Source organism: Nocardioides psychrotolerans (assembly GCF_900113685.1).
Lineage (GTDB): Bacteria > Actinomycetota > Actinomycetes > Propionibacteriales > Nocardioidaceae > Nocardioides > Nocardioides psychrotolerans.
In genome coordinates this window covers 91,115-114,264 of the sequence record NZ_FOQG01000013.1, presented here as the reverse complement: position 1 = coordinate 114,264, position 23,150 = coordinate 91,115, and the positions used below count along the sequence as shown (strand labels likewise).

Annotated in this window: 20 protein-coding genes; 14 read left to right on the top strand and 6 right to left on the bottom strand. The window is 70.6% G+C overall.

Annotated elements, in window-relative coordinates:
* Positions 1-26: 26 nt before the first annotated feature.
* From ahcY to secA, 9 genes are all read left to right on the top strand, one after another.
* Positions 27-1,457: an adenosylhomocysteinase gene (ahcY, locus tag BM204_RS15680; protein WP_091115229.1), complete on the top strand. Its 1,431-nt coding sequence runs from the start codon at positions 27-29 to the stop codon at positions 1,455-1,457.
* A gap of 72 nt (positions 1,458-1,529) precedes the next feature.
* On the top strand, positions 1,530-2,252 hold the full coding sequence (mtrA, locus tag BM204_RS15675) for an MtrAB system response regulator MtrA (protein WP_439895895.1): 723 nt from the start codon (positions 1,530-1,532) through the stop codon (positions 2,250-2,252).
* A gap of 17 nt (positions 2,253-2,269) precedes the next feature.
* Positions 2,270-3,892 (top strand): MtrAB system histidine kinase MtrB, encoded by a 1,623-nt coding sequence (gene mtrB, locus BM204_RS15670; protein ID WP_091115226.1) that lies wholly within the window; start codon positions 2,270-2,272, stop codon positions 3,890-3,892.
* Entirely contained in the window at positions 3,889-5,661 is a 1,773-nt protein-coding gene (locus BM204_RS15665; RefSeq protein WP_091115224.1) for an LpqB family beta-propeller domain-containing protein, read from the top strand. Before mtrB ends, BM204_RS15665 begins: the two co-directional genes overlap by 4 nt.
* Before the next feature lie 61 nt (positions 5,662-5,722).
* Positions 5,723-6,484, top strand: coding sequence for a ComF family protein (locus BM204_RS15660; protein WP_174813023.1), 762 nt, complete (start codon positions 5,723-5,725; stop codon positions 6,482-6,484).
* 385 nt (positions 6,485-6,869) lie between these two features.
* Positions 6,870-7,493 carry a ribosome hibernation-promoting factor, HPF/YfiA family gene (hpf, locus tag BM204_RS15655; RefSeq protein ID WP_091115222.1) on the top strand — a complete coding sequence of 208 codons (624 nt, stop codon included), beginning with the start codon at positions 6,870-6,872 and terminating at the stop codon, positions 7,491-7,493.
* Positions 7,494-7,578: 85 nt separating this feature from the next.
* Positions 7,579-8,247 (top strand): response regulator, encoded by a 669-nt coding sequence (locus BM204_RS15650; protein WP_246166285.1) that lies wholly within the window; start codon positions 7,579-7,581, stop codon positions 8,245-8,247.
* Positions 8,248-8,269: 22 nt separating this feature from the next.
* The gene (locus BM204_RS15645; protein WP_246166287.1) at positions 8,270-9,469 is read left to right on the top strand and encodes a winged helix-turn-helix domain-containing protein; all 1,200 of its coding nucleotides are present in this window, start codon (positions 8,270-8,272) and stop codon (positions 9,467-9,469) included.
* A gap of 73 nt (positions 9,470-9,542) precedes the next feature.
* Complete coding sequence (secA, locus tag BM204_RS15640) at positions 9,543-12,365, top strand: preprotein translocase subunit SecA (protein ID WP_091115216.1); 2,823 nt, start codon at positions 9,543-9,545, stop codon at positions 12,363-12,365.
* A 113-nt stretch (positions 12,366-12,478) separates the two neighbouring features.
* Here the strand turns inward: secA and BM204_RS15635 are convergent, their stop codons facing one another.
* Positions 12,479-13,000 carry an Rv3235 family protein gene (locus BM204_RS15635; RefSeq protein WP_091115214.1) on the bottom strand — a complete coding sequence of 174 codons (522 nt, stop codon included), beginning with the start codon at positions 12,998-13,000 and terminating at the stop codon, positions 12,479-12,481.
* Positions 13,000-13,701, bottom strand: coding sequence for a LysM peptidoglycan-binding domain-containing protein (locus tag BM204_RS15630; RefSeq protein WP_170259180.1), 702 nt, complete (start codon positions 13,699-13,701; stop codon positions 13,000-13,002). The genes BM204_RS15635 and BM204_RS15630 overlap by 1 nt, the downstream gene beginning before the upstream one ends.
* Before the next feature lie 101 nt (positions 13,702-13,802).
* On the opposite strand from BM204_RS15630, the gene BM204_RS15625 reads away from it, so the two are divergent.
* Entirely contained in the window at positions 13,803-14,336 is a 534-nt protein-coding gene (locus BM204_RS15625) for a hypothetical protein (RefSeq protein ID WP_091115209.1), read from the top strand.
* 14 nt (positions 14,337-14,350) lie between these two features.
* Here the strand turns inward: BM204_RS15625 and BM204_RS15620 are convergent, their stop codons facing one another.
* Genes BM204_RS15620 through BM204_RS15605 form a run of 4 tightly spaced genes read right to left on the bottom strand, consistent with a single transcriptional unit; the run spans position 14,351 to position 17,711 of the window.
* Positions 14,351-14,686, bottom strand: coding sequence for a sec-independent translocase (locus BM204_RS15620; RefSeq protein ID WP_091115206.1), 336 nt, complete (start codon positions 14,684-14,686; stop codon positions 14,351-14,353).
* Positions 14,687-14,689: 3 nt separating this feature from the next.
* Positions 14,690-15,865 (bottom strand): Mrp/NBP35 family ATP-binding protein, encoded by a 1,176-nt coding sequence (locus tag BM204_RS15615; RefSeq protein ID WP_091115204.1) that lies wholly within the window; start codon positions 15,863-15,865, stop codon positions 14,690-14,692.
* A gap of 12 nt (positions 15,866-15,877) precedes the next feature.
* A complete protein-coding gene (locus BM204_RS15610) occupies positions 15,878-16,447 on the bottom strand; it encodes a DUF1003 domain-containing protein (RefSeq protein ID WP_091115202.1) in 570 nt (189 codons plus the stop codon).
* Positions 16,440-17,711 carry a magnesium transporter MgtE N-terminal domain-containing protein gene (locus tag BM204_RS15605; RefSeq protein WP_091115200.1) on the bottom strand — a complete coding sequence of 424 codons (1,272 nt, stop codon included), beginning with the start codon at positions 17,709-17,711 and terminating at the stop codon, positions 16,440-16,442. The genes BM204_RS15610 and BM204_RS15605 overlap by 8 nt, the downstream gene beginning before the upstream one ends.
* Before the next feature lie 68 nt (positions 17,712-17,779).
* Here BM204_RS15605 and BM204_RS15600 point away from each other — a divergent pair, with 68 nt between their 5' ends.
* The 4 genes from BM204_RS15600 (at position 17,780) to BM204_RS15585 (ending at position 23,143) form a co-directional block, all read left to right on the top strand.
* A complete protein-coding gene (locus BM204_RS15600; RefSeq protein ID WP_143099793.1) occupies positions 17,780-18,193 on the top strand; it encodes a hypothetical protein in 414 nt (137 codons plus the stop codon).
* A gap of 188 nt (positions 18,194-18,381) precedes the next feature.
* Positions 18,382-19,809 carry a phospholipase D-like domain-containing protein gene (locus BM204_RS15595; protein ID WP_143099792.1) on the top strand — a complete coding sequence of 476 codons (1,428 nt, stop codon included), beginning with the start codon at positions 18,382-18,384 and terminating at the stop codon, positions 19,807-19,809.
* Positions 19,810-19,859: 50 nt separating this feature from the next.
* Complete coding sequence (locus tag BM204_RS15590; protein WP_091115194.1) at positions 19,860-22,082, top strand: cutinase family protein; 2,223 nt, start codon at positions 19,860-19,862, stop codon at positions 22,080-22,082.
* The gene (locus tag BM204_RS15585) at positions 22,079-23,143 is read left to right on the top strand and encodes an endonuclease/exonuclease/phosphatase family protein (protein WP_091115192.1); all 1,065 of its coding nucleotides are present in this window, start codon (positions 22,079-22,081) and stop codon (positions 23,141-23,143) included. Before BM204_RS15590 ends, BM204_RS15585 begins: the two co-directional genes overlap by 4 nt.
* The last annotated feature ends 7 nt before the right edge of the window (positions 23,144-23,150 follow it).

The following is a 23,150-nucleotide window of genomic DNA, read 5'->3' as shown; positions in this document are numbered from 1 at the left end:
CCCCACAGCCAGGATCAGGAGCTTTCATGGACTTCAAGGTTGCAGACCTTTCGCTGGCCGACTACGGCCGCACCGAGATCGAGCTCGCCGAGCACGAGATGCCGGGCCTCATGGCCATGCGCGAGCGCTACGGCGACAGCAAGCCGCTCGCCGGCGCTCGGATCGCGGGCTCGCTCCACATGACCATCCAGACCGCCGTCCTCATCGAGACGCTCACGGCGCTGGGTGCCGAGGTCCGCTGGGCCTCGTGCAACATCTTCTCGACGCAGGACCACGCCGCAGCGGCTGTTGCCGTCGGTCCGAACGGCACCGTCGACGCCCCCGCGGGCGTCCCCGTGTTCGCCTGGAAGGGCGAGTCGCTCGAGGAGTACTGGTGGTGCACCCAGCAGATCCTCATCTGGCCCGGGGGCACCTTCGCCAACATGATCCTCGACGACGGCGGCGACGCCACGATGCTCGTCCACCTCGGCCTCGAGTCCGAGAAGACCGGCATCGCGCCGGACCCGGCCTCGGCGCACAGCGTCGAGCAGCGCGTGGTCTTCAACGTGCTCAACGCCTCGCTGGCCGAGAGCCAGGACCGCTGGACGCAGATCGCCGGCGAGATCCGCGGCGTGACCGAGGAGACCACCACCGGTGTGCTCCGCCTCTACGACATGATGAAGGAAGGCTCGCTCCTCTTCCCCGCCATCAACGTCAACGACTCGGTCACCAAGTCGAAGTTCGACAACAAGTACGGCTGCCGCCACTCGCTCATCGACGGCATCAACCGCGCCACCGACGTCCTCATCGGCGGCAAGGTCGCCGTGGTGGCCGGCTACGGCGACGTGGGCAAGGGCTGCGCGGAGTCGCTGCGCGGCCAGGGCGCCCGCGTCATCGTCACCGAGATCGACCCGATCTGCGCGCTGCAGGCGGCCATGGACGGCTACCAGGTCGACACTCTCGACAACGTGCTCGGCGTCGCCGACATCATCATCACCGCGACCGGCAACAAGGACGTGGTGACGGTCGAGCAGATGTCGAGAATGCGGCACAACGCGATCCTCGGCAACATCGGCCACTTCGACAACGAGATCGACATGGCCGGCCTCGAGGAAGAGGGCGTCGCGGTCCGCAAGAACGTCAAGCCGCAGGTCGACGTGTGGACCTTCCCGACGGGCAACGCGATCATCGTGCTCTCCGAGGGTCGTCTGATGAACCTTGGCAACGCGACCGGTCACCCGTCCTTCGTGATGTCGAACTCCTTCACCAACCAGGTGCTGGCGCAGATCGAGATCTTCACCAAGCCCCAGGACTACCCGGTCGGCGTCTATGTGCTGCCCAAGCACCTCGACGAGGAGGTCGCGCGTCTCCACCTCGACGCCCTCGGCGTCAAGCTCACCACGCTGAGCGACGACCAGGCGTCCTACCTCGGCGTCGACGTCGCGGGCCCCTACAAGTCGGACCAGTACCGCTACTGATCCGCACCGGCGTGGAACGCCCCCAGGCCCGTCTCGGGTCTGGGGGCGTCGTCGTTCTTCGCTGGTGGCACTATGGAGGTCATGACACAGCTGGGCGGCACCGCGAGCGGGCTCACGCCCAAGGGGCGAGTGCTCGTCGTCGACGACGACGCGTCCCTCGCGGAGATGCTCACGATCGTGCTGCGCCAGGAGGGCTTCGAGAGCCGGATGTGCACCCGCGGGGACCTGGCCCTCGACGAGTTCCGTGACTACAAGCCCGACGTGGTCCTGCTCGACCTGATGCTCCCCGGCAAGGATGGCATCGACGTCTGCAAGGAGATCCGGGCCGAGTCCGGGGTGCCGATCGTGATGCTGACGGCCAAGGGCGACACGGTCGACGTCGTGGTCGGCCTCGAGTCCGGCGCCGACGACTACGTCGTCAAGCCGTTCAAGCCCAAGGAGCTCGTGGCCCGCATCCGGGCGCGCGTCCGCAGCTTCGACACCACGACCCTGGAGACGCTCACGATCGGCGACCTGGCGATCGACGTGGCCGGGCACGCGGTGAGCCGGCACGGCCTGCCGATCAGTTTGACCCCGCTGGAGTTCGACCTGCTGCTGTGCCTGGCGCGCAAGCCCTGGCAGGTCTTCACCCGCGAGGTGCTGCTGGAGCAGGTCTGGGGCTACCGGCACGCCGCCGACACCCGTCTGGTCAACGTCCACGTGCAGCGACTGCGCTCCAAGGTCGAGCACGATCCCGAGCACCCCGAGATCGTCGTCACCGTCCGTGGCGTCGGCTACAAGGCCGGGAACAGCTAGGTGTCGTCGGCGAGACCATGGCCCGCCTAGGCGTCCCCCCCGGCCTGCGACGAGCCCTGACCTTCTGGCGGCGATCCATCCAGGCCCGCGTGGTGGCCAGCACGCTCCTGCTGTCGGCTGCCGTGATCAGCGGTGTCGGCTGGTTCCTCCTGAGCTCCACCAAGGACGGACTGCTCGAGCACCGGGTGGACGCGGTGCTCGCCGAGGCCGAGGCCAGCACCGAGGAGGCGCGCAACCGCCTCGAGGCTGCCTCCGGCACCGAGGTCAACGCGAGTCGGCAGCAGCGGGAGCTGGCCGACCAGATCATCGCGCGCGGTGACACCCGTGGCTTCAGCGTCGTGCTCGGGGTCCCGGCGCGGGAGGGGGCCCGGCTCTCGGACGGCGGGCCGGAGTACACCACGGACCTCGACCTGGTCAGCGTGCCCGAGACCTTGCAGCAGCACTTCGACCAGGTGGCCCCCACGGCCTGGACCTACACGACCATCCGGACCCGGACCGACGCCGGGGACGTCGTCGCGGAGCCCGGCATCGTGGTGGGCAGCCAGATCATCCTGCCGTCCGACGGCAACACCTACACCTTCTACTTCCTCTTCCCGCTCGACGAGGAGCAGGAGACGCTCGGGCTCGTCACCCGGGCCCTGTTCACCGCGGCGGCAGCGCTGCTGATCCTGGTCGCCGGCATCACCTGGCTGGTCGCGCGCCAGGTCGTCACCCCCATCCGCATGGCCCGCCAGGTCGCGGAGCGGCTCGCGTCCGGGCGGCTCCAGGAGCGGCTGCGGGTGACCGGTGAGGACGACCTGGCCCGGCTGGCGACCTCGTTCAACCAGATGGCGAGCAACCTCCAGCGTCAGATCCGGCAGCTCGAGGAGCTCAGCCGCGTCCAGCGTCGCTTCGTCTCCGACGTGTCCCACGAGCTGCGCACCCCGCTGACCACGGTCCGGATGGCCGGCGACGTCCTGCATGACGCGAGGGCGTCGTTCGACCCGGTGACGGCGCGCGCGGCCGAGCTGCTCCAGGTCGAGCTGGACCGCTTCGAGGTGCTCCTCGCCGACCTGCTCGAGATCAGCCGCTTCGACGCCGGAGCGGCGGTGCTGGAGGCCGACGACGTCAACCTCGTCGACGTGGCCCACCGGGTCGTCGACGCCACCCGGGCGCTGGCCGACCAGCGCGGCGTCCGGGTCGTCGTGGAGTCGCCCGGCCATCCCTGCCTGGCCGAGGCCGACGTACGACGGGTCGAGCGGATCATCCGCAACCTCATCACCAACGCGATCGACCACGCCGACACCGGCCTCGGCGAGGAGATCAAGGTGCTCCTCGGCAGCGACGACCACGCCGCGGCGATCGCCGTGCGCGACTACGGCGTCGGCCTGGCGCCGGGGGAGTCCGCGATGGTGTTCAACCGTTTCTGGCGCGCCGACCCGGCCCGGGCCCGCACCAGTGGGGGCACCGGTCTCGGGCTCTCGATCGCCCTCGAGGACACCCACCTGCACGGCGGCTGGCTCCAGGCCTGGGGGCGCCCGGGCCAGGGCGCCCAGTTCCGCCTGACCCTGCCGCGCCGCGCCGGTGACCCGCTGCGTCACAGCCCGCTGCCACTCGTGCCGGTCGACGCCGACGACCCCGTCCCCGAGAAGACCCGATGACGACCATCCGCGCCGCACGCCGTCCCACGACGGGCGTCGTCCTGGCCCTGCTGGGCTGCCTGCTCGCGGCCGGCTGCGTCAGCCTGCCCGAGTCGGGGCCGGTCGTCGAGACGGCCCCGTCGCAGGTCCTCGACGAGCCGGAGGCGGCCGCCATCGACGCCGTACCCCCGCAGCAGGGCGACTCCGCGCTCGGGATCGTCGACGGCTTCCTGGCGGCGATGACCGCCTACCCCGTGCAGACCAACGTCGCGCGCCAGTTCCTCGCCCAGGAGGCGCAGACCTCCTGGAACCCCGACGAGGCGACGATCACCTACGCCGACGTGACCACGCCCAGCGCCAGCGGGACGGGGGTGTCGGTGACGCTCAGGGATCCCGAGACGCTCGACGCCCGGGGTGGCTGGGAGGGCCCGCTGCCTGAGGGCGAGCGCGAGCTCACGTTCCAGATGGTGATCGAGGACGGCGAGTACCGCATCCGCGAGGCCCCTGACGCCCTCATCGTCCCGGCGTCGTGGTTCGCTCAGCGGTTCCGTCAGGTGTCGCTCTACTTCTTCGACCGCACGGCGCAGATCCTCGTGCCGGAGCCGGTGTTCGTGCCGCGCGGTGAACAGCTCGCGACGACGCTGATCGACGGGCTGCTCGCCGGGCCGGGGGAGGACCTCACGGGCATCGCCCGCAGCTTCCTGCCGTCCGGCCTCAGCGTGGGGCTCTCGGTCCCGGTCTCCGACGAGGGCGTCGCGGAGATCTCGCTCGTCGGCGAGGCCGGGGCGCAGAACCCCGAGGTCGTGGAGAAGATCCTGGCGCAGCTGACCTGGACCCTGCGGCAGGAGCCGTCGATCCGGGCAGTCCGCCTGGCGATCGGCGGCGAGCAGGTGCGCCTGCCCGGCGGCGTGAGCGAGTACGGCGTGGACGACGCGCCCGACTACGACCCCACGGGCTACCAGTCCAGCCGCCTGCTCTACGGGCTCCGGGACGGGCTGCTGGTCTCCGGGGAGCCCGACGCGCTCTCCCCGGCCGACGGTCCCCTCGGGCTGGAGGACTTCGGTCTGCGCTCGGTCTCGGTGAACCTCCCGGCCACCTCGGCGGCGGGGGTCTCGGCCGACGGCACCTCGATCCTGCTCGCCCCCGTGCGCGAGGTCGCCGGCGAGGTCGGGGAGGACACCGTCGAGCAGGTCGTCTCCGGAGCCACCGACCTGCTGCCGCCGTCGTGGGACTTCACCGACCGCTTGTGGCTGGTCGACCGCGCCACCGAGGGTGCGCGCGTCATCTTCCGGGAGGGCGGCGCCCTGCGGCCGCTGGTCGTGCCCGGCGTCACCGGCGAGGACGTCCGCTCGTTCATCGTCTCGCGCGACGCGACCCGCTTCGTGGCCGTCGTGCGCACCCGCGGCGTGGACCGGCTCCAGGTCGGCCGGATCCAGGTCGACTTCCAGGGGCGGGTGCGCCGCGTGGTCGAGACGCGCACCCTCACCTTCGCCGAGGCCGAGCCGCTGCGCGTCACCGACATCGGCTGGACCTCCGCCACCGAGGTGGCGCTGCTGAGCCAGGTCGTGCCCGGTGAGCTCTTCGAGGTCCGGACGGTCGCCGTCGACGGCGCACCGGCCGGAACCGAGGCGCTGTCCACGACGGTCAACGCCCGGGTGGTGGCGCTCGCAGGCACGCCGCTGGAGGGCGGGCGTCAGTACGCCGTGACGCGCGACAGCCTCGTGGACCTGTCGACGGGCCGCGTCCTCGGGCTCGGCGACCGGGTCGACTCGCTCGACTACGTCGGCTGACCCCACAGCCCGTCGGTCCACCGGTTGCCCCGCGCAGGTCGGACTGGTCCGATGGCCAACCATGGGGGCCTTCCGCGACGCGCTCGACGACCTGGTGCTTGGTGGGAGCTGCGTGGGCTGCGACCGGCCGGGGCGGCTGCTGTGCCCCTCGTGCCGCCTCGACCTGCCCACCACGGCTCGGCCCCGTTGGCCCACCCCGAGCCCGCCCGGGCTGGTCACGCCCTTCGCCCCGACCGATTACGACGGCGTCGCGCGGGCGATGGTGCTCGGGTTGAAGGAGCGGCGGATGCTGGCGCTGGCCCGACCGCTGGCCTCGCTCCTGGCTGCCTCGGTCGCCGCCGCGGTCGCCGAGGTCGAGGGCGCTGTGGTGCTGGTGCCCGTGCCGTCGCGGGCCTCGTCGGTGCGGCAGCGCGGCCACGACCCGACGTACACGATCACGCGGCTGGCCGCGAGCACCCTCGCGGCCGGGGGCGCCGACGTGGTCGCCGGGAGGCTGCTCCGGCTGCGCCCCGGGGTGCTCGACCAGGCGGGCCTCGACGCGGTGGGACGGTCGGCCAACCTCCACGGGTCCATGACCTGTCCCACCGCGGCCCTCCGGGCCCTCGCCGTACGACGATCCCGGGCGCGGGTGGTCGTGTGCGACGACGTCCTCACCACCGGAGCGACGGCCCGAGAGGCGCAGCGGGCGCTGGAGGCGGTCGGCCTCGAGGTGCGGGCGATCGCCGTCGCGACCGCCACCCGCAAGCGTCTCGCCAGCGGCGGGGACCAGACGCACAGTGAAAGTTCAGGTGTACGGCTACCGCCATCCACGAGCACCCACTAACGTCTCTGTATGGAGTCCGTCCGGGTCCGTGGTTGCCCCGTTCCGGCTGTGCCGGAGCGGCTAGCCGATGCCAGTCGCAGGCGAAACGGTCCACGTAAGGCGATGCACGAAGGGCTCCGGCCCGACAGGCCCCGGCCCGACGGGCTGCGGCCCGCGTGCTCCTCCGCATGCGGGGGACGCCGATCACGGTGCGGCTTAGAGGTAAGTCCTGCCTCGCCCCACCCGTCAGATACGGGTGTCGGCGGGAGAAGGTCAGTAGTGGCGCCAGAGATGGCAGATGAGCTGCGAGAGCTTCAGCAGGCGGTTGTGGGGTCGAAGACCAGGTCGGCCGGGCGGACTTCATGCCAGGCAACTGGATAGCCAACTGCTCAACAGGAGGTTCAACATGGAAGTTGTGGTCACAGGGCGTCATTGCGAGCTGTCGGACTCGTTCCGAGGGCACGCAGAAGAGAAGCTGAGCAAGCTCGAGAAGCACGACCACCGCATCATCCGCGTCCACGTCGAGGTGGACTCCGAGCCCAACCCGCGCCAGCACGACCGGGCCGTCCGGGTGGAGCTGACGGCGTTCTCCAAGGGCCCGGTCATCCGGGCCGAGGCCGCCGCCGACGACAAGATGGGCGCCCTCGACCTGGCGCTCGACAAGATGGCCTCCCAGATGCGCAAGGCGGCCGATCGTCGGCGCGTGCACCGTGGGCGCCACGCGCCGGCCTCCGTCGGCCAGGCCCTGGCCGGGATGGAGGTCATCGACGCCAGCCCGCAGGCCGGCGAGGACGACGGGATCACCGAGCACCAGGTCGGACCGATCACGGTCACCGGTGACGGACCGTTGGTGGTGCGCGAGAAGACCCACCCTGCCGCCCCGATGACGCTCGACCAGGCCCTCTACGAGATGGAGCTGGTCGGCCACGACTTCTATCTCTACGTCGACAAGGAGAGCGAGCGGCCCGCGGTCGTCTACCGCCGCCGCGGTTACGACTACGGCGTCATCTCCCTCGACCTCGGGAGCTGACCGACCCGATCGGGCCATGGGTTGGTGGTCAGTTCAACCCATGGTTCGGTCACGGGGCACCCCCCGGACGTGCCATGATTCGTCCGTGGCTGAGAAGGGTGAACCCATCCGGGTGCTCGTGGTCGACGACCAGGAGCTCTTCCGGCGTGGGCTGACCATGCTCCTGGGTGTCGACCCTGGCATCGAGGTCGTCGGCGAGGCCGGCGACGGCTTCGAGGGCACGACCCTCGCGGAGACCACTGCACCCGACGTGGTGCTCCTCGACATCCGGATGCCCAAGCGCTCGGGCATCGAGGCCTGCGTGGCCATCAAGGAGGCCGTTCCGTCGGCCAAGATCATCATGCTCACCGTCTCCGACGAGGAGGCCGACCTCTACGAGGCCGTCAAGAGCGGTGCGTCGGGTTACCTCCTCAAGGACTCCTCGATCGACGAGGTGGCCCAGGCCGTGCGCGTGGTTGCCGACGGGCAGTCGCTGATCAGCCCGTCGATGGCGGTCAAGCTGATCGACGAGTTCAAGCAGATGTCGCGCCCCGAGCGCGAGAACGTCCCCGGCCTGCGGCTGACCGACCGCGAGCTCGAGGTCCTCAGCAACGTCGCCAAGGGCCTCAACAACCGCGACATCGCCAAGAACCTCTACATCAGCGAGAACACCGTCAAGAACCACGTGCGCAACATCCTGGAGAAGCTGCAGCTGCACTCGCGCATGGAGGCCGTCATGTACGCCGTGCGCGAGAAGCTCCTCGAGCTCCCGTAGTCCCCGTGGTCGGACCAGGACCGTGACCGCTCGGGCCCAGACGCTCTCCCGCTCGCAGGCGCGGCGCATCGCGCTGGCCGCGCAGGGCTTCCTCGACCCGCGCCACACGGGGCCGACCATGCGGACCTTCGGCCGCACGCTCGAGCGCACCGGGGTGCTCCAGGTCGACTCGGTCAACGTGCTCCAGCGCGCGCACTACATGCCGCTCTACTCCCGCATGGGCCCCTACGACGTCGACCTGCTGCGCCGCGCCGCGGAGAGCCGGCCGCGCCGCGTCGTCGAGTACTGGGCGCACGTGCAGGCCTTCATGCCCGTGGACCTGTGGCCCGTCATGCAGTTCCGCATGGACACCTACCGAGCCCGGCGGGGCAAGTGGAGGGTCCTGGAGGAGGAGCCCGAGCTCGAGGCATCGCTGGTCGCCGAGATCCGCCAGGGTGGTGCCGCCACGGCCCGGGACCTCGACGACGGGCTGCCGCGGAGCAAGGAGCACTGGGGCTGGAACTGGTCGAGGAGTCGTCAGGTCCTCGACTACCTCTACACCGTCGGCGACCTCGCGATCGCCGGCCGCAACGGCCAGTTCGAGGTGCTCTACGACCTTCCCGAGCGGGTCATCCCCGCCGAGGTCCTGGCCCGGCCGACACCCACGCCTGCCGAGGCGCACCTCGAGCTCGTACGACGCGCCGCGAGGTCGCACGGCGTCGCGACGACGCGATGCCTCCAGGACTACTACCGGATGCACATCGACCAGGTCCGTCCTGCGGTCGCGACCCTCGTGGAGTCCGGCGAGCTGCTGCCGGTGGCGATCGAGGGCTGGAAGCGCCCTGCGTTCCTCCACCGCGACGCCCGACTGCCCCGCAGGATCGGCGCCCGCGCGCTGCTCAGCCCGTTCGACCCGGTCGTGTGGGAGCGCGAGCGCGCCGAGCGGGTCTTCGACTTCCGCTACCGCATCGAGATCTACACCCCGGTCGAGAAGCGGGTCCACGGCTACTACGTGCTGCCCTTCCTGCTGGGGGACCAGGTGGTGGCGCGTGTGGACCTCAAGGCAGACCGCCGGACAGGCCGGTTGCTGGTGAAGGGGGCCTTCGCCGAGCCGACGGCTCCGCCCGATACGGCCGAGGAGCTCCATGCCGCCCTGGTCGAGCTGGCGGGCTGGTTGGGCCTCGGCGACGTGGTGGTCGAGCCTCGTGGGGACCTGGCCGTGCGGCTGGCTCAGTGTTCGTAGGTAGAGTGGGAGCGCCGCTCCACGGCGTCACCGCGGCGTCATCAGCTAGGCCAACACAAGGAGTCATCCCGTCGTGCCCGTCATCATCGACAAGCTTCTCCGCATCGGCGAAGGCAAGATCCTCAGGCAGCTCGAGTCCATCTCCAAGGCGGTCAACGCCATCGAGGACGACTTCGTCACCATGAGCGACGACGAGCTCCGGGGGATGACCGCCGAGTTCAAGGCGCGCTACGAGAAGGGCGAGTCGCTCAGCGACCTCATGCCCGAGGCGTTCGCGACCGTGCGTGAGGCCTCCCACCGCGTGCTCGGCCAGCGCCACTACGACGTCCAGATCATGGGCGGCGCAGCGCTGCACCTCGGCAACATCGCCGAGATGAAGACCGGTGAGGGCAAGACCCTGGTCGCGACCCTGCCGTCCTACCTCAACGCCATCTCCGGCAAGGGCGTCCACGTCGTCACGGTCAACGACTACCTGGCGAAGTTCCAGTCCGAGATGATGGGCCGCATCCACCACTTCCTCGGCCTGAGCACCGGCGTGATCCTGCCCGAGATGCGTCCGGCCCAGCGCCGCGAGGCCTACGGCTGCGACATCACCTACGGCACCAACAACGAGCTCGGCTTCGACTACCTGCGCGACAACATGGCCGGCTCCATCGAGGAGTGCGTCCAGCGCGGCCACAGCTTCGCCGTCGTCGACGAGGTGGACTCGATCCTCATCGACGAGGCCCGGACGCCGCTGATCATCAGCGGCCCGACCCAGGACGAGGTCAAGTGGTACGGCGAGTTCTCCAAGCTCGCCAAGACCATGGTCAAGGACGTCGACTACGAGGTCGACGAGAAGAAGCGCACGATCTCGGTCCTCGAGCCCGGCATCACCAAGGTGGAGGACCACCTCGGCATCGAGAACCTCTACGAGTCGGCCAACACCCCGCTCATCTCGTTCCTCAACAACTCCATCAAGGCCAAGGAGCTGTTCCGCAACGACAAGGAGTACGTCGTCATGCAAGGCGAGGTGCTCATCGTCGACGAGCACACCGGCCGCATGCTCTCGGGGCGCCGCTACAACGACGGCCTGCACCAGGCGATCGAGGCCAAGGAGGGGGTGACCGTCCGCGAGGAGTACCAGACCCTCGCCACCGTCACCCTGCAGAACTACTTCCGCCTCTACGACACGCTCTCCGGCATGACCGGCACGGCCATGACCGAGGCCTCGGAGTTCGACAAGACCTACGGGCTCGGCGTGGTCCCGATCCCCACCAACAAGCCGATGCTCCGCACCGACCAGGCCGACCTCGTCTACCGCACCGAGGAGGCCAAGTACGACGCCGTGGCCGACGACATCGCCGAGCGCAACGAGCAGGGCCAGCCGATCCTCGTGGGCACGGTCTCGGTCGAGAAGTCCGAATACCTCTCGGCGCTGCTCACCAAGCGCGGCATCCCGCACAGCGTCCTTAACGCCAAGGTCCACGCCGACGAGGCCAAGATCGTCGCCATGGCCGGTCACAAGGGCTCGGTCACGGTCGCGACCAACATGGCCGGTCGAGGCACCGACATCATGCTCGGTGGCTCGGTGGAGTTCCTCGCCGACCAGGAGCTGCGCGGCAAGGGTCTCCAGCCCACCGGCGAGACCGCCGACGACTACGACGCAGCCTGGCCCGAGACGCTGGAGCGGATCAAGGCCCAGGTCGGCAAGGAGCACGACGACGTGAGGGACCTCGGCGGCCTCTACGTCGTCGGCACCGAGCGTCACGAGTCGCGGCGCATCGACAACCAGCTGCGTGGTCGTTCCGGCCGTCAGGGCGACCCCGGCGAGTCCCGCTTCTACCTCTCCCTCGAGGACGAGCTGATGCGGCTCTTCAAGTCCGAGTGGGTCGACCGCGTCCTGCAGATGCTCAAGATCCCCGACGACGTCCCGATCGAGAACAAGCGGGTCACCGGCGCGATCGCCAACGCCCAGGGCCAGGTCGAGTCGCAGAACTTCGAGTCCCGCAAGAACGTCCTCAAGTACGACGACGTCATGGACCGCCAGCGTCAGGTCATCTACGGCGAGCGTCGCGAGGTGCTCGAGGGCGCCGACCTGCGCGAGCAGATCAGCACCTTCATCGACGACGTCGTCTTCGGCTACATCACCGGCTCGCTCGCCGAGTTCGGCGAGGAGTGGGACCTCGAGCAGCTCTGGACCGACCTCGGCCAGTTCTGGCCGATCGGGCTGAGCATCGAGGAGCTCGAGGCCGAGGCCGGCGGGCGCCACAACATGGAGCGTGACCAGCTCATCGAGGCGCTCAAGGCCGACGCGCACGGGGCCTACGCCGCCCGCGAGGCCGAGATGGGCGAGGAAGTCACCCGGGAGCTCGAGCGTCGGGTCCTGCTGTCCGTGCTCGACCGCAAGTGGCGAGAGCACCTCTACGAGATGGACTACCTCCGCGAGGGCATCTACCTGCGGGCCTACTCCCAGCGCGACCCGCTCGTCGAATACCAGCGCGAGGGCTTCGACATGTTCGCCGCGATGATGGACGGCATCAAGGAGGAGGCCGTCGGCTTCCTCTTCAACCTTGAGGTCCAGGTCGAGGACGACCACGAGGGCCACGACCACGGCGACGAGGGCGACGAGGTCTACGAGCCCCTCCTCCAGCCCGAGGGCACCGTCAAGCAGCGTGCCTCCGCACCCGCGATCAAGGCCAAGGGCCTCGAGCGGCCGCAGCCGCCCAAGGGGTTGTCCTACTCCGCACCCAGCGAGGACGGTGACGTCGAGGTCAAGGCAGTTGCTGCCGAGGACGACGCGTACGCCGGCGTCGCCCGCAACGCCAAGTGTCCCTGTGGCTCGGGCAAGAAGTTCAAGCAGTGCCACGGCGCAGCTGGTGGCCCCACCGGCCTCACCGCCCGCTCCGGCGGCTGACCCACCCGCTCCGCACGACGCCCCGCCACGGACTCCGCGGCGGGGCGTCGTCGTCGGTCGTCCGCCCGGTGGTCGAGCAGCGAGCGCCGGTCGAGACCGTGCTGCGCCGCGGCTCAGGCAAAGTCGAGGGCGGTGCAGAGCCAGCGCTCACCGCGGGCCTCGAAGCGCGCCGCTACGGCGCGCGACCGCTCGCCGTAGCGGACGTGGACGGCCGCCTCCACCACGTCATCGCTGACGAAGCAGGTGTGCACGCTCAGGACCCGGGGGCGCACGGGCTGCACCCGGCCCTGGCCGGGCGTGTGGCCGCCGGCGCGGGCGACGAGCACGGCGCGGCGGTCCAGGTCGGCATGGACCTTGCCGGTCGTCCAGCGCAGCAGCTGCGACGCCGGACGGTCGCCTCCGACGATCTCGACAGCGGCCTGGGCGAACCGGTGGGCCCAGTCCTGTGCAGAGCGTCGCCTCCGGGCGTCGATCGGGACGACCGACGCGACGTCGGAGACGCCTCGACCCAGGAGTGCGTGGCCCGGGGGGTCATGGCGGGGCACCAGGTCGAGGGCGAGGGTGCCCTGGGTGCTGGTGACCGGCACCTTCACGCGGAGCGGGACGACGGTCTCGTGGGTGGTGACGGGGGGCATCAGGACTCTCCTCGAGGTGGGGTGGGACGGCTGGGCATGGCCAGGTGCTGGCCGGGGTGGATCACGTCGGGGTCGGCCCCGACGACGTGGCGGTTGAGCTGGTGGATGCGCTGCCAGTGCGCCGAGACAGCGGCCGGGTCGGCGCCGGGCCCGAGCGCGGTGGCAGCGATCTCCCACAAGGAGTCGCCGGGCTGCACGACGACCCGCGCTGGAGTGACCTGTCGAGCAGCGCCGTCCTGGTGTCGGCCGGCAGTGCCGCCGAGGCCGCCGATGGGCCGCTCGGGCAGCGGCAGCCCGTCCAGGGTGACCGCACCACCACGTGGCTGGTCGTCGCGGTGGACCGAGCCCGGGGTCGCGTGGGCCGGGGTGAGGCCCCCCGAGAGCACGACGACGCCGCAGGCCGCGAGCAGCCACCGACGCGCGGGAGCGGGAACGCCCCGGACCGCGCGACCGCTCGTGCAGCGGCTCGTCCCGACCAGGGCCTCGAGGACCACCACCGTGGTCACGGCCCACCACCATCCGGCGCACAGCACCAGCGCGAGGGCACAGCCCTGGACGAGCATCCGATCGAAGGGCAGGCGCCCCCCGGAGACGGGAGGCAGGTCCGGGACCGACCAGAGCACCACGACGACGACCGCGGCCGTGGTGGCGGCCCACACGATGAGGCATCGCGCCCAACGAGCAGTCCCGAGGCCGTTCATGGTCATATCCTTGCGTTTGCTTACGTTTGCGTCAGCCAACGCTCTTTTGTCGGTCTCGTCAAGGTCTTCTCCACAGCCCGATTCCTTGAGAGGCTCGCCTGGTGACCTGGGAGGACGACCTCTTCGCGCTGCTCGACGACCTCGAGCAGCAGGCCGACGCCCTCTACGACGTCGAGCGCGCGCCGGAGCTGGCCGACCGCGGCCGCGCGGAGTACCAGCAGGTCACGCTCGCCGGGCGGCTCATGGCCACGGTCGGGCAGCCGGTCCAGCTCGGGGTGCGCGGTGCGGGCCCGGTCAGCGGCGACCTCCACCGGGTGGCCGCGCAGTGGTGCCTGGTCAGCGGCAGCGGTCAGGACTGGATCGTGCGGCTCGCCGCGGTCACGACGGTCACCGGGGCGTCAACCCGATCGGTCCCCGAGGTGGCGTGGTCGCCAGTGGCGAGGCTGGGGCTGGGGTCGGCGCTGCGACGGCTGGCCGAGGCCGGTGAGCGGTGCGTGGTCCACCTGGCGGACGGGACGCGCCAGGACGGGATCCTGGCCCGGGTGGGTCAGGACTTCGCTGAGCTCGTCACGGCGGGGGACCGACGGGTGCTGGTCGCGTTCGACGCGCTGGCAGCGGTGCAGAGCCGCGACTAGGGCTCGACCAGGGCTCAGGTCGCGTCGGCGTCGTAGGGCGGGATCTCGCCCTCGTCCAACGGGCGGTGCCCCAGGGTGCGGGAGGCCTTCTGGTCCGCGTCGGCGTCCTCCATGGCCTCGATGATGTGCTTGCGCACGATCGTGCGGGGGTCGAGGTCGCGCAGCTCGAGGTCGGAGAAGTCGGGCCCGAGCTCGTCGCGCAATTCGTCCCGTGCCGAGTTGGCGAACTCGCGTGCCTTGCGGGCGAAGCCACCAGCCTGCTTGGCCAGCACCGGCAGGCGGTCGGGACCGAACACGAGGATCGCTACAAGGGCGATCACCGCCATCTCTGCCAGACCGACTCCGAACATGTTCTAGAACTTACTCGTCGGGGTGAGCCCGAGCTGCATGCCGGCCAGTCCGCGGCCACGTCCGGTGATCATCGCCGCGATGGCGGTGAGCTCGATCGCGGCCGGCGCGGTGGGGTCGGAGTCGACGATCGGCTTGCCGGCGTCGCCTCCCTCGCGCAGCGAGATGTCGAGCGGGATCCGCCCCAGGACCGCGACGTCGTAGCCGAAGCGCTCGGAGAGGGTGGCCGCGACGCGGTCGCCGCCACCGGAGCCGAAGACCTCGAGGCGGTGCTCCTTACCCTCGGGAGTGCAGTGCGGGCAGGGCAGGAAGCTCATGTTCTCGACGACACCGATGACGCGCTGGTGCATCATCGAGGCCATCGTCCCGGCGCGCTCGGCGACCTCGGCTGCCGCCTCCTGCGGAGTCGTGACCACCACGACCTCGGCGCTCGGCAGGTGCTGGCCGAGCGAGATCGCGACGTCGCCGGTGCCGGGGGGGAGATCGAGCAGCAGGACATCGAGGTCTCCCCAGAAGACGTCGGCGAGCATCTGGACCAGGGCCCGGTCGAGCATCGGGCCGCGCCAGGCGACGACCTGGTCGCGGCGCGGCTTGAGCATGCCGATGGAGATGACCGAGACACCGCTGGGCGTGGGCACCGGCATGATCAGGTCCTCGACCTGGGTGGGCCGGGAGTCGGCGATGCCGAGCATGGCCGGCACCGAGTGGCCGTAGATGTCGGCGTCCACGACACCGACCTTGAGCCCCTGCTTGGCCATCGCCAGCGCGAGGTTGACGGTGACCGAGGACTTGCCGACCCCGCCCTTGCCGCTGGCGATCGCGATGACCTTGGTCAGGGAGCCGGGTTGGGCGAAGGGGATCTCCCGAGCGGCCTGGCCGCCGCGCAGGACGTCCTGGAGCCCGGCGCGCTGCTCCGCGCTCATGACCCCGAGCTCGAGGTCGACCCCGGTGACACCCTGGACGCGCGAGACGGCGCCGGTGACGTCGCGGGTGATCGTGTCCTTGAGGGGACAGCCGGCGACGGTCAGCAGCACCTTGACGTGCACGAGGCCGTCGGCGTCGATCTCCACGGAGTCGACCATGCCGATCTCGGTGATGGGGCGCTTGATCTCAGGGTCGTTCACGGTCGCGAGGGCGGCGTTGACCGCCTCGAGCGAGGGTCCGAGGGAGGGAGTGCTCATGATGTTGCCAGTCTAGGTGGGGGGTGGCGCCGGTCGGTCAAGGGCGCCTCCGTGAGACGGCCCACCCTCGTCGTCCGACTCGTCCCGGTCGCGCTCCTCCTGGGCGCGCTCGTCGAGGTCGGACAGGAGGGATCGCAGCTCCGAGCGGAGGAAGTCGCGGGTCGCGACCTCGCCCACGGACATGCGCAGCGAGGCGACCTCGCGGGACAGGAACTCCATGTCGGCGTGGGCGCGGGCGTTGGCCTGACGGTCCTGCTCGTTGATCACCTTGTCGCGCTGCTCCTGGCGGTTCTGCGCGAGCAGGATCAGGGGGGCGGCGTACGACGCCTGGAGGCTGAGGATCAGGGTCAGGAAGATGAAGGGGTAGTTGTCCCACCGGGCGTCCTCGGGTGCCAGCAGGTTCCACGAGACCCAGATGATCACGAAACCCGTCATGTAGATCAGGAACGTGGCGGTGCCCATGAACCGGGCGAACTGCTCCGCGAACACGCCGAACGCGTCGGCGTTGATGGCCGGGCGCTTGACCAGCTGGCGTTTTGTGCTGCGCGGCGTGTCGAGGCGCGGGGTGCGTGGCTCAGCCATCCTTCACCCCCAGGGGCCCTCCGCCACGCGGCATCCGGTCACGCCAGTTGGTGGGCAGCATGTGGTCGAGGAGGTCGTCGACCGTGACGGCGCCCAGCAGGTGGCCGTTCTCGTCGACCACGGGAGCCGCGACCAGGTTGTAGGTGGCCAGGTGGGCAGCGACCTGGTCGATGGACGCCTCGGGACGCAGGTTCTCCATCGAGTCGTCGAGCGCTCCGGCCACCAGGGTCGAGGGAGGCTCGCGCAGCAGTCGCTGGATGTGGGCCACCCCGAGGAACCTCCCGGTCGGTGTCTCGAGCGGCGGGCGGCACACGTAGACGAGGGCCGCCAGCGCGGGCGTGAGCTCGGGGTTGCGCACGTGGGCCAGTGCGTCGGCGATGGTCGCGTCGGGACCGAGGATGACCGGCTCGGGCGTCATCATCGCGCCGGCGGTGTCCTCGACGTAGGACATCAGCCGGCGGACGTCCTCGGCCTCCTCGGGCTCCATGAGGTCGAGGAGGATCTCGGCGGTCTCCGGTGGCAGGTCCGCGATCAGGTCCGCCGCGTCGTCGGGAGACATCTCCTCGAGGACGTCGGCGGCCCGCTCGGAGTCGAGCGCCTCGAGGATCTGCACCTGGTCCTCCTCGGGCAGCTCCTCCAGCACGTCGGCCAGCCGTTCGTCGTCCAGCGCGGCGACGACGGCCTTCCGGCGCTCGTTGGGCAGGGCGTGCAGCATGCTCGCGGCGTCCGCCGGACGCATCTCGTTCAGCGCGGCGATCAGGTGGGTGGCGCCCTGGGCCTCCTCACGCCCCACGAGGCCCTGCACGTCGCGCCACTCCACGACGTGGGTCTGCCCGCGTCGGCGGAACCCCTTGGACGGCTCCTGCACGGCCACGCGGCACAGCACCCAGTCGCGGTTGCGGGCCTGCTCCATCGCGACGTCGTAGACGGTGCCGGTCAGGCCCGACCCGCTCATCACGACCGTGCGGTCGAGCATCTGGCCGATCACGAGCGTCTCGATCGAGCGCTGCTCGAAGCGGCGCATGTTGAGCAGGCCGGTCGTGTAGACCTGCCCGCTGTCGATGTTGGTGACGCGGGTCATCGGCACGAAGATGCGGCGGCGGCCGAAGACCTCGGCGACCATGCCGAGCACTCGCGGCTGGCTGGCCTCGGAGCGGATGGTGACGACGAGGTCGCGGACCTTGCCGACCTGGTCGCCCCGGGGGTCGAAGATCGGCAGCCCGACGAGACGGGCGGCATAGACGCGCGGCGGGGTGGTGCTCACGGCCTCAACGCTAGTGCCCCCGTCGTGAGCCCGGCTCCCTCCGCGCCGATTCGTCCTACACTCCTTGCATGAGGCTTCGACGAAGCGCGGCTGTCCTGCTCCTCCCGCTGGTCCTCTTGGCCGGCTGTGGCGAGGACGAGACCACGAGCGCCGACGACCCGACGCCCCGCGAGTCTCCGAGCGTGGGCAGCAGCGCGCCGCCGGCCGGGGAGACGTCGGCACCGCCCACGCAGGCCCCGCCGGCCAAGCCGCAGTGCAGCGAGATCTGGGTCGACCAGCAGACCTTCCCCGAGCGTTACAGGGGCTGTCTCGACGGGGAGCGGCTGGTCCAGGCCGAGTCCACCTACTGCGAGTTCGGCACGAGGCTCTTCTACTACGCCAACTCGTTCTACGCGGTCCCCAACGGACCGGTCAACGAGACCGAGGGCGCCCTGGCCAAGGACCCGGCGTTCCAGACAGCCATCAACAAGTGCGGCGGATGACACATCCGTTCGGTCCGAGGATCGCCTGAATCGTCCGCCCCGGCTGTTAGAGTCAAAATCGTAGGCGTGGGGCTGCGACGTGTTCCCCCGCGCCGTTTCTGGTCCGACTTCCCCCGATCTTCCCGACCGACCCTGTCCGCGCGAGACTGATCGCCGCGGCCGCCCTACCAGGGAGTGTGAACTTAAGCGTGCGCCGTCTTCCCGCCGCCACCGTCCTCGCCACGAGCCTGACCATCGTCGTCAGCCTGCTCGGTGCGCTGCCCTCGACCGCGGCTTCGTCCCAGGCCGCCGCACCGATCTCGGTTCAGGCCTCGGTTCGGGCCGCGAGCCAGGTCGCGGGGCAGGGTGTCACGCTCGCGCAGGCCTCCTCGGTCGCGGCCAAGCCGCGCCGCAAGGGCCCCCAGCCGGCACCGGACAAGTACACGCCGCCGGCCGGGGTGAAGTTCAACAACCCCCTCGCCGGCAAGGAGTCGCGCGGTCGCATCCGTCGTCACCTGATCCGCACCATCGACTCGGTGCCCGGCCGCGAGCAGATCCGCGTCGCCAGCTGGAACGTCAAGAGCACCGACATCCAGAACGCCCTGGCCCGTGCCCACGAGCGCGGTGTCTCGGTGCGCGTGATCATCGACCGCGGCAACGCGGGTCCGGCCAAGCCCAACCCGGGCTTCGACCGCCTGGCCAACCGTCTCAAGGCCGGACAGAAGAGCCGTGCGGCCACCCAGAAGAGCGGCACCCGCAAGTGCGTGAGCTCGTGCCGCTACTACTCCGGCATCGCCCACACGAAGTTCTTCATGTTCTCCCAGGCCGGCAAGGCCCGCAACGTGGTGATCTACGGCTCCAACAACGCCACCGACCTCGCGGCCCACTCGCAGTGGAACGACATGTTCACCGTGCGCGGGCAGGGCAACATCTACCAGGAGTTCCTGGGCGTCTTCGACCAGATGTACCTCGACAATGCGGTCAAGCAGTCCTACGTGACCTACCAGCACGGCTCGTTCACGTCCTACTTCTACCCCTTCAAGGGCAAGGGCACCCAGAACGACCCGCTCATGCGTGACCTCAACGACATCCGCTGCAAGGGCGCCACGGGCGGCACCGGCACGAAGGGGCGCACCAAGATCCGCATCGCCCAGACCTCGATGCACGGTGACCGCGGCAAGGAGATCGCCAACCGGCTGCGCGACATGTACGAGAACGGCTGCGACATCAAGATCGTCTACGCCGTCTTCGGCAACAACGTCCTCCAGATCCTGCGCAACACCAACCGCGGTCGCATCCCGATCCGGCAGATCGCCCAGGACTTCGACCTCGACGGCGTCTACGACAAATACCTTCACATGAAGAACATGTCGGTCAGCGGTGTCTACAAGGGCAAGACCGACGCCAACGTCACGTGGAACGGCTCGGCCAACTGGACCCAGGTCGCCCTCGTCAGCGACGAGATCGTCATGCGCATCGTCGGTCCACGCATCCGCGCCCAGTACGCCAACTGGGTCGACTTCCTCTACGCCAACCCGCCGCGCTTCACCGGCGCCAAGGCGATCGCCGCCACCACGGCGCGTCGCACGGCCATCGCGAGCGGCATCCGGCCCGAGTCGGGCATCGAGGTCAACTGACGCCAGCGCGCATCCCCCAGATTGGGCGAGCCTGCCCTTAGCGTGAGCGCGTGCGACGACCGGACGGGGCCCCTGGGGGCTGGCGCGTGCGCGCGGTCCGGTTCGTCGCGCTGGTGCTGGCAGCCTTGCTGTCCGTCGGGGCGGTGGCCGTCGTCCTGCAGCAGGGATCGGCCCCCGGGCCGGTCCGGCCCCCTGACCGCGGCGCCCTCGGGGCCTCGACCGCTGCGAGCGTCGACCGGTGCGACGACACCTTCCTGCTCACCGTCGACGGCGGCGGGGAGCAGGCGCTGGGCAGCGAGCGGCCCGGCCGCACCGTCGACGTCGTACGACGGGCGGTGCTGCGCCATGCGTCGGTCTCGGGCCGCACGGTGCGCGCCCTCGGCCTCGGGCTCCACAGCGAACCCCCCGCCGCGTTGCTGGGCACCCGCACGCGCGTTGACAAGGCACGGCGCACGATCACCGCTGCCCGGGTCCGGGCGTGGCGCGGGCCGGTCGGAGCGGCGGTGACCCGCGCGGTCGCGGCGCTGGACCAGGCGGCGCTGGACTGCCCCGCCCAGCAGGTGCTGCTGTCGGGCTACGCCCAGGGCGCCTCGGTGGTGCATCGCGTGCTCGGCGTGCTGCGCGGGCGCTCCGACGGGCTGGCTCGCGTGGGCGGCGCGCTCCTCGTCTCCGATCCCGACCGTCGGGCCCGCAGCGTGGTGTCACCGGTCGGTGCACCCGCCGCAGGCGCCGGGCGCAGTGGTGTCTTCCCCCGCTTCCTCGAGGCCGTCGCCGACGTGCCACCGGTCGCGCCGACCCTCACGGTCGTGAGTGTCTGCTCCGCCGGGGACCTGGTCTGCGACCCGGTCGACAACTCGGTGAAGGACGCCCTGCGCCTCGCGCGCAGCTATCACCTCGGTGCCGGCGCCCGCCTGGTGCGCGCCGGCGCCCTCGGGCTCTGGCGCTCCGCCCGGCTCCGGCCAGTGCCCGACCCCGGTGTCCAGGTGGTCTCGGGCGAGGTGGGCGAGCCGCTCACCCTCCAGCTGGCCGTCGACGTGCTCCCGGAGGCTGCGGCCGGCGTCGCGTGGGCCGAGCCCCTCCAGCTGCCGCCCGGCTTCACGCTGTCACCAGACGGGGTGCTCACCGGCACCCCGACCGAGCAGGGCAGCTGGAACATCACCTACGTGGTGCGCGGCACCGACCCTCCCACCACCGACGTCCCGGGCGCTGTCGTCCTCACCGTCGCCTCGGAGGCGGTCGCGGTGAGTGCTGGTGGCCAGACGTCCTGCGAGACCCGCACCGACGCCACCGCCTGGTGCTGGGGGCGCAACAACTTCGGCCAGCTCGGCAACGCGACCACGGCGGGCACCGAGGTCCCGGTCGAGGTGGCCGGCAGCGGCGGGTGGGCGACGGTGAGCACCGGCGGCTCCACCACCTGCGGCATCAAGTCCGACCGCACCCTGTGGTGCTGGGGGCTCAACAACGCCGGCCAGCTCGGCGTCGGTCGCGGTGCACCGCGCTCCACCCCGGTCCAGGTCGGGACCGGCAGCGTCTGGACCTCGGTCAGCACCAGCTGGTTCCACACCTGCGCCACCCGGAGCAACGGGACCCTGTGGTGCTGGGGGAGCAACCTGCGCGGCCAGCTCGGCGACGGCACGTTCGACCAGCGCGCCACCCCGACCCGGGTCGGGACCGACAGCGACTGGGCGAGCGTGACCACCGGTGGGTTCTCCACCTGCGGTGTCCGTGCTGACGCCACGGCCTGGTGCTGGGGGCAGAACGTCTTCGGTCAGGGGACCGGCGAGAACCAGTCGCCCCAGCCTCGGCCCTCCCGGGTCGCCGGGGACCAGGCCTGGGCCCAGCTGAGCTCCGGCTGGGCGCACACCTGCGGAGTGACGCTCGAGGGCGCCGCATGGTGCTGGGGCCTCAACGACAGGGGACAGCTCGGAGACGGCACCAAGACGCTCCGACGGGTCGCTGTTCCGGTGAAGGGCGACCGCATCTGGACTAGTCTCTCCGTGGGAGACGCCACCTCGTGCGGCGTCGACAACACGGGTTCGGCCTGGTGCTGGGGGAGCAACTCCTACTCCCAGCTCGGGGACGGTGGTCGGCAGTCGAGAACGGTGCCGGTCCTGGTCCGCAGCGACGAGTCCTGGTTGTCGGTCGACGCGGGATGGTTCCACACCTGTGGGAGCCATGACGGCGGCGTCACCGCGTGCTGGGGCAACAACGAGCTGGGCCAGGTCGGTGACGGTTCGCGAACCGACCGACCGGTGCCGAAGGAGGTGCGATGAACGACGACGACGAGTCCCGCTCGACCTCCGAGCGGCTCGGGGTCCTCGCCACCGTCGGTGGTGTGGTCGCGATCGTGCTGGTGGTCGTGGTGGCCAACCTGCTCGGTCGCTCCGGTCCGGCCGAGGAGCCGGCGCCCCAGGCCGCAGCCCTCCCGTCCGCGCCTGTGCCCCTCAGCACGAGCGCGGCCGACCTTGCCACCATGTCGCCCGAGGAGATCGCCACCAGCGCCCTGCGGGAGCGTGGCGAGGTCGCCCAGGCCCTGCCCTCGGGTGCCAAGTCGCTGGCCAACGCCGCGGAGGCCCTCGCCGGTGACCAGCCCTTCGACTTCGTGCTGACCACCTTCAACATCCTCGGCAGCCAGCACACCGCCCCCGGTGGCGCAGCCTCGGAGTTCGCCCCTGGCCGGATCCGCACCGAGTGGGCCGCGAGCCTGGTCAACGCCTACGGCTCGAGCGTGGTCGGGCTCCAGGAGATCCAGCGCGACCAGGTGGAGGCGCTCGACCGCTCCCTCGGCGGCACGTGGGACTTCTGGCCCGGTGAGGCGCTCGGTGGCGCGGGGGTCCCACAGTCGCTGATGTGGAGCTCGGCGGTGTGGACCCCGACGTTCACCGGCTCCATCACGGTCCCGTTCGTGGGCAAGACACGGCCGCAGCCGGTCGTGCGACTCCAGCACATCGAGACCGGCCGCGAGATCTACGTGCTCAACATCCACAACTCGCCGCGAGACGCCCAGGGTCGCGAGCCCGAGCGCGACAAGGCGATGGCGATCGAGGCGGAGGCCGTCAACGAGCTCAAGAAGGACGGCATCCCGGTCTTCCTGGTCGGTGACTTCAACGAGCACGACGAGGCCTTCTGCTACTTCACCGCCCGGGCCGGGATGATCGCGGCCAACGGTGGCTCCAACTCCGGTGGCAGGTGCCTGGTGCCCCGCCCCAACCGTGTCGACTGGATCTTCGGCACCTCCGACATCGACTTCTCGGGCTTCCTGCTCGACGAGGGCCCGGCAGTGCGCCGCATCACCGACCATGCCGTGCTGAGCACCACGGTGTCGGTGCCGTAGCCTCGCC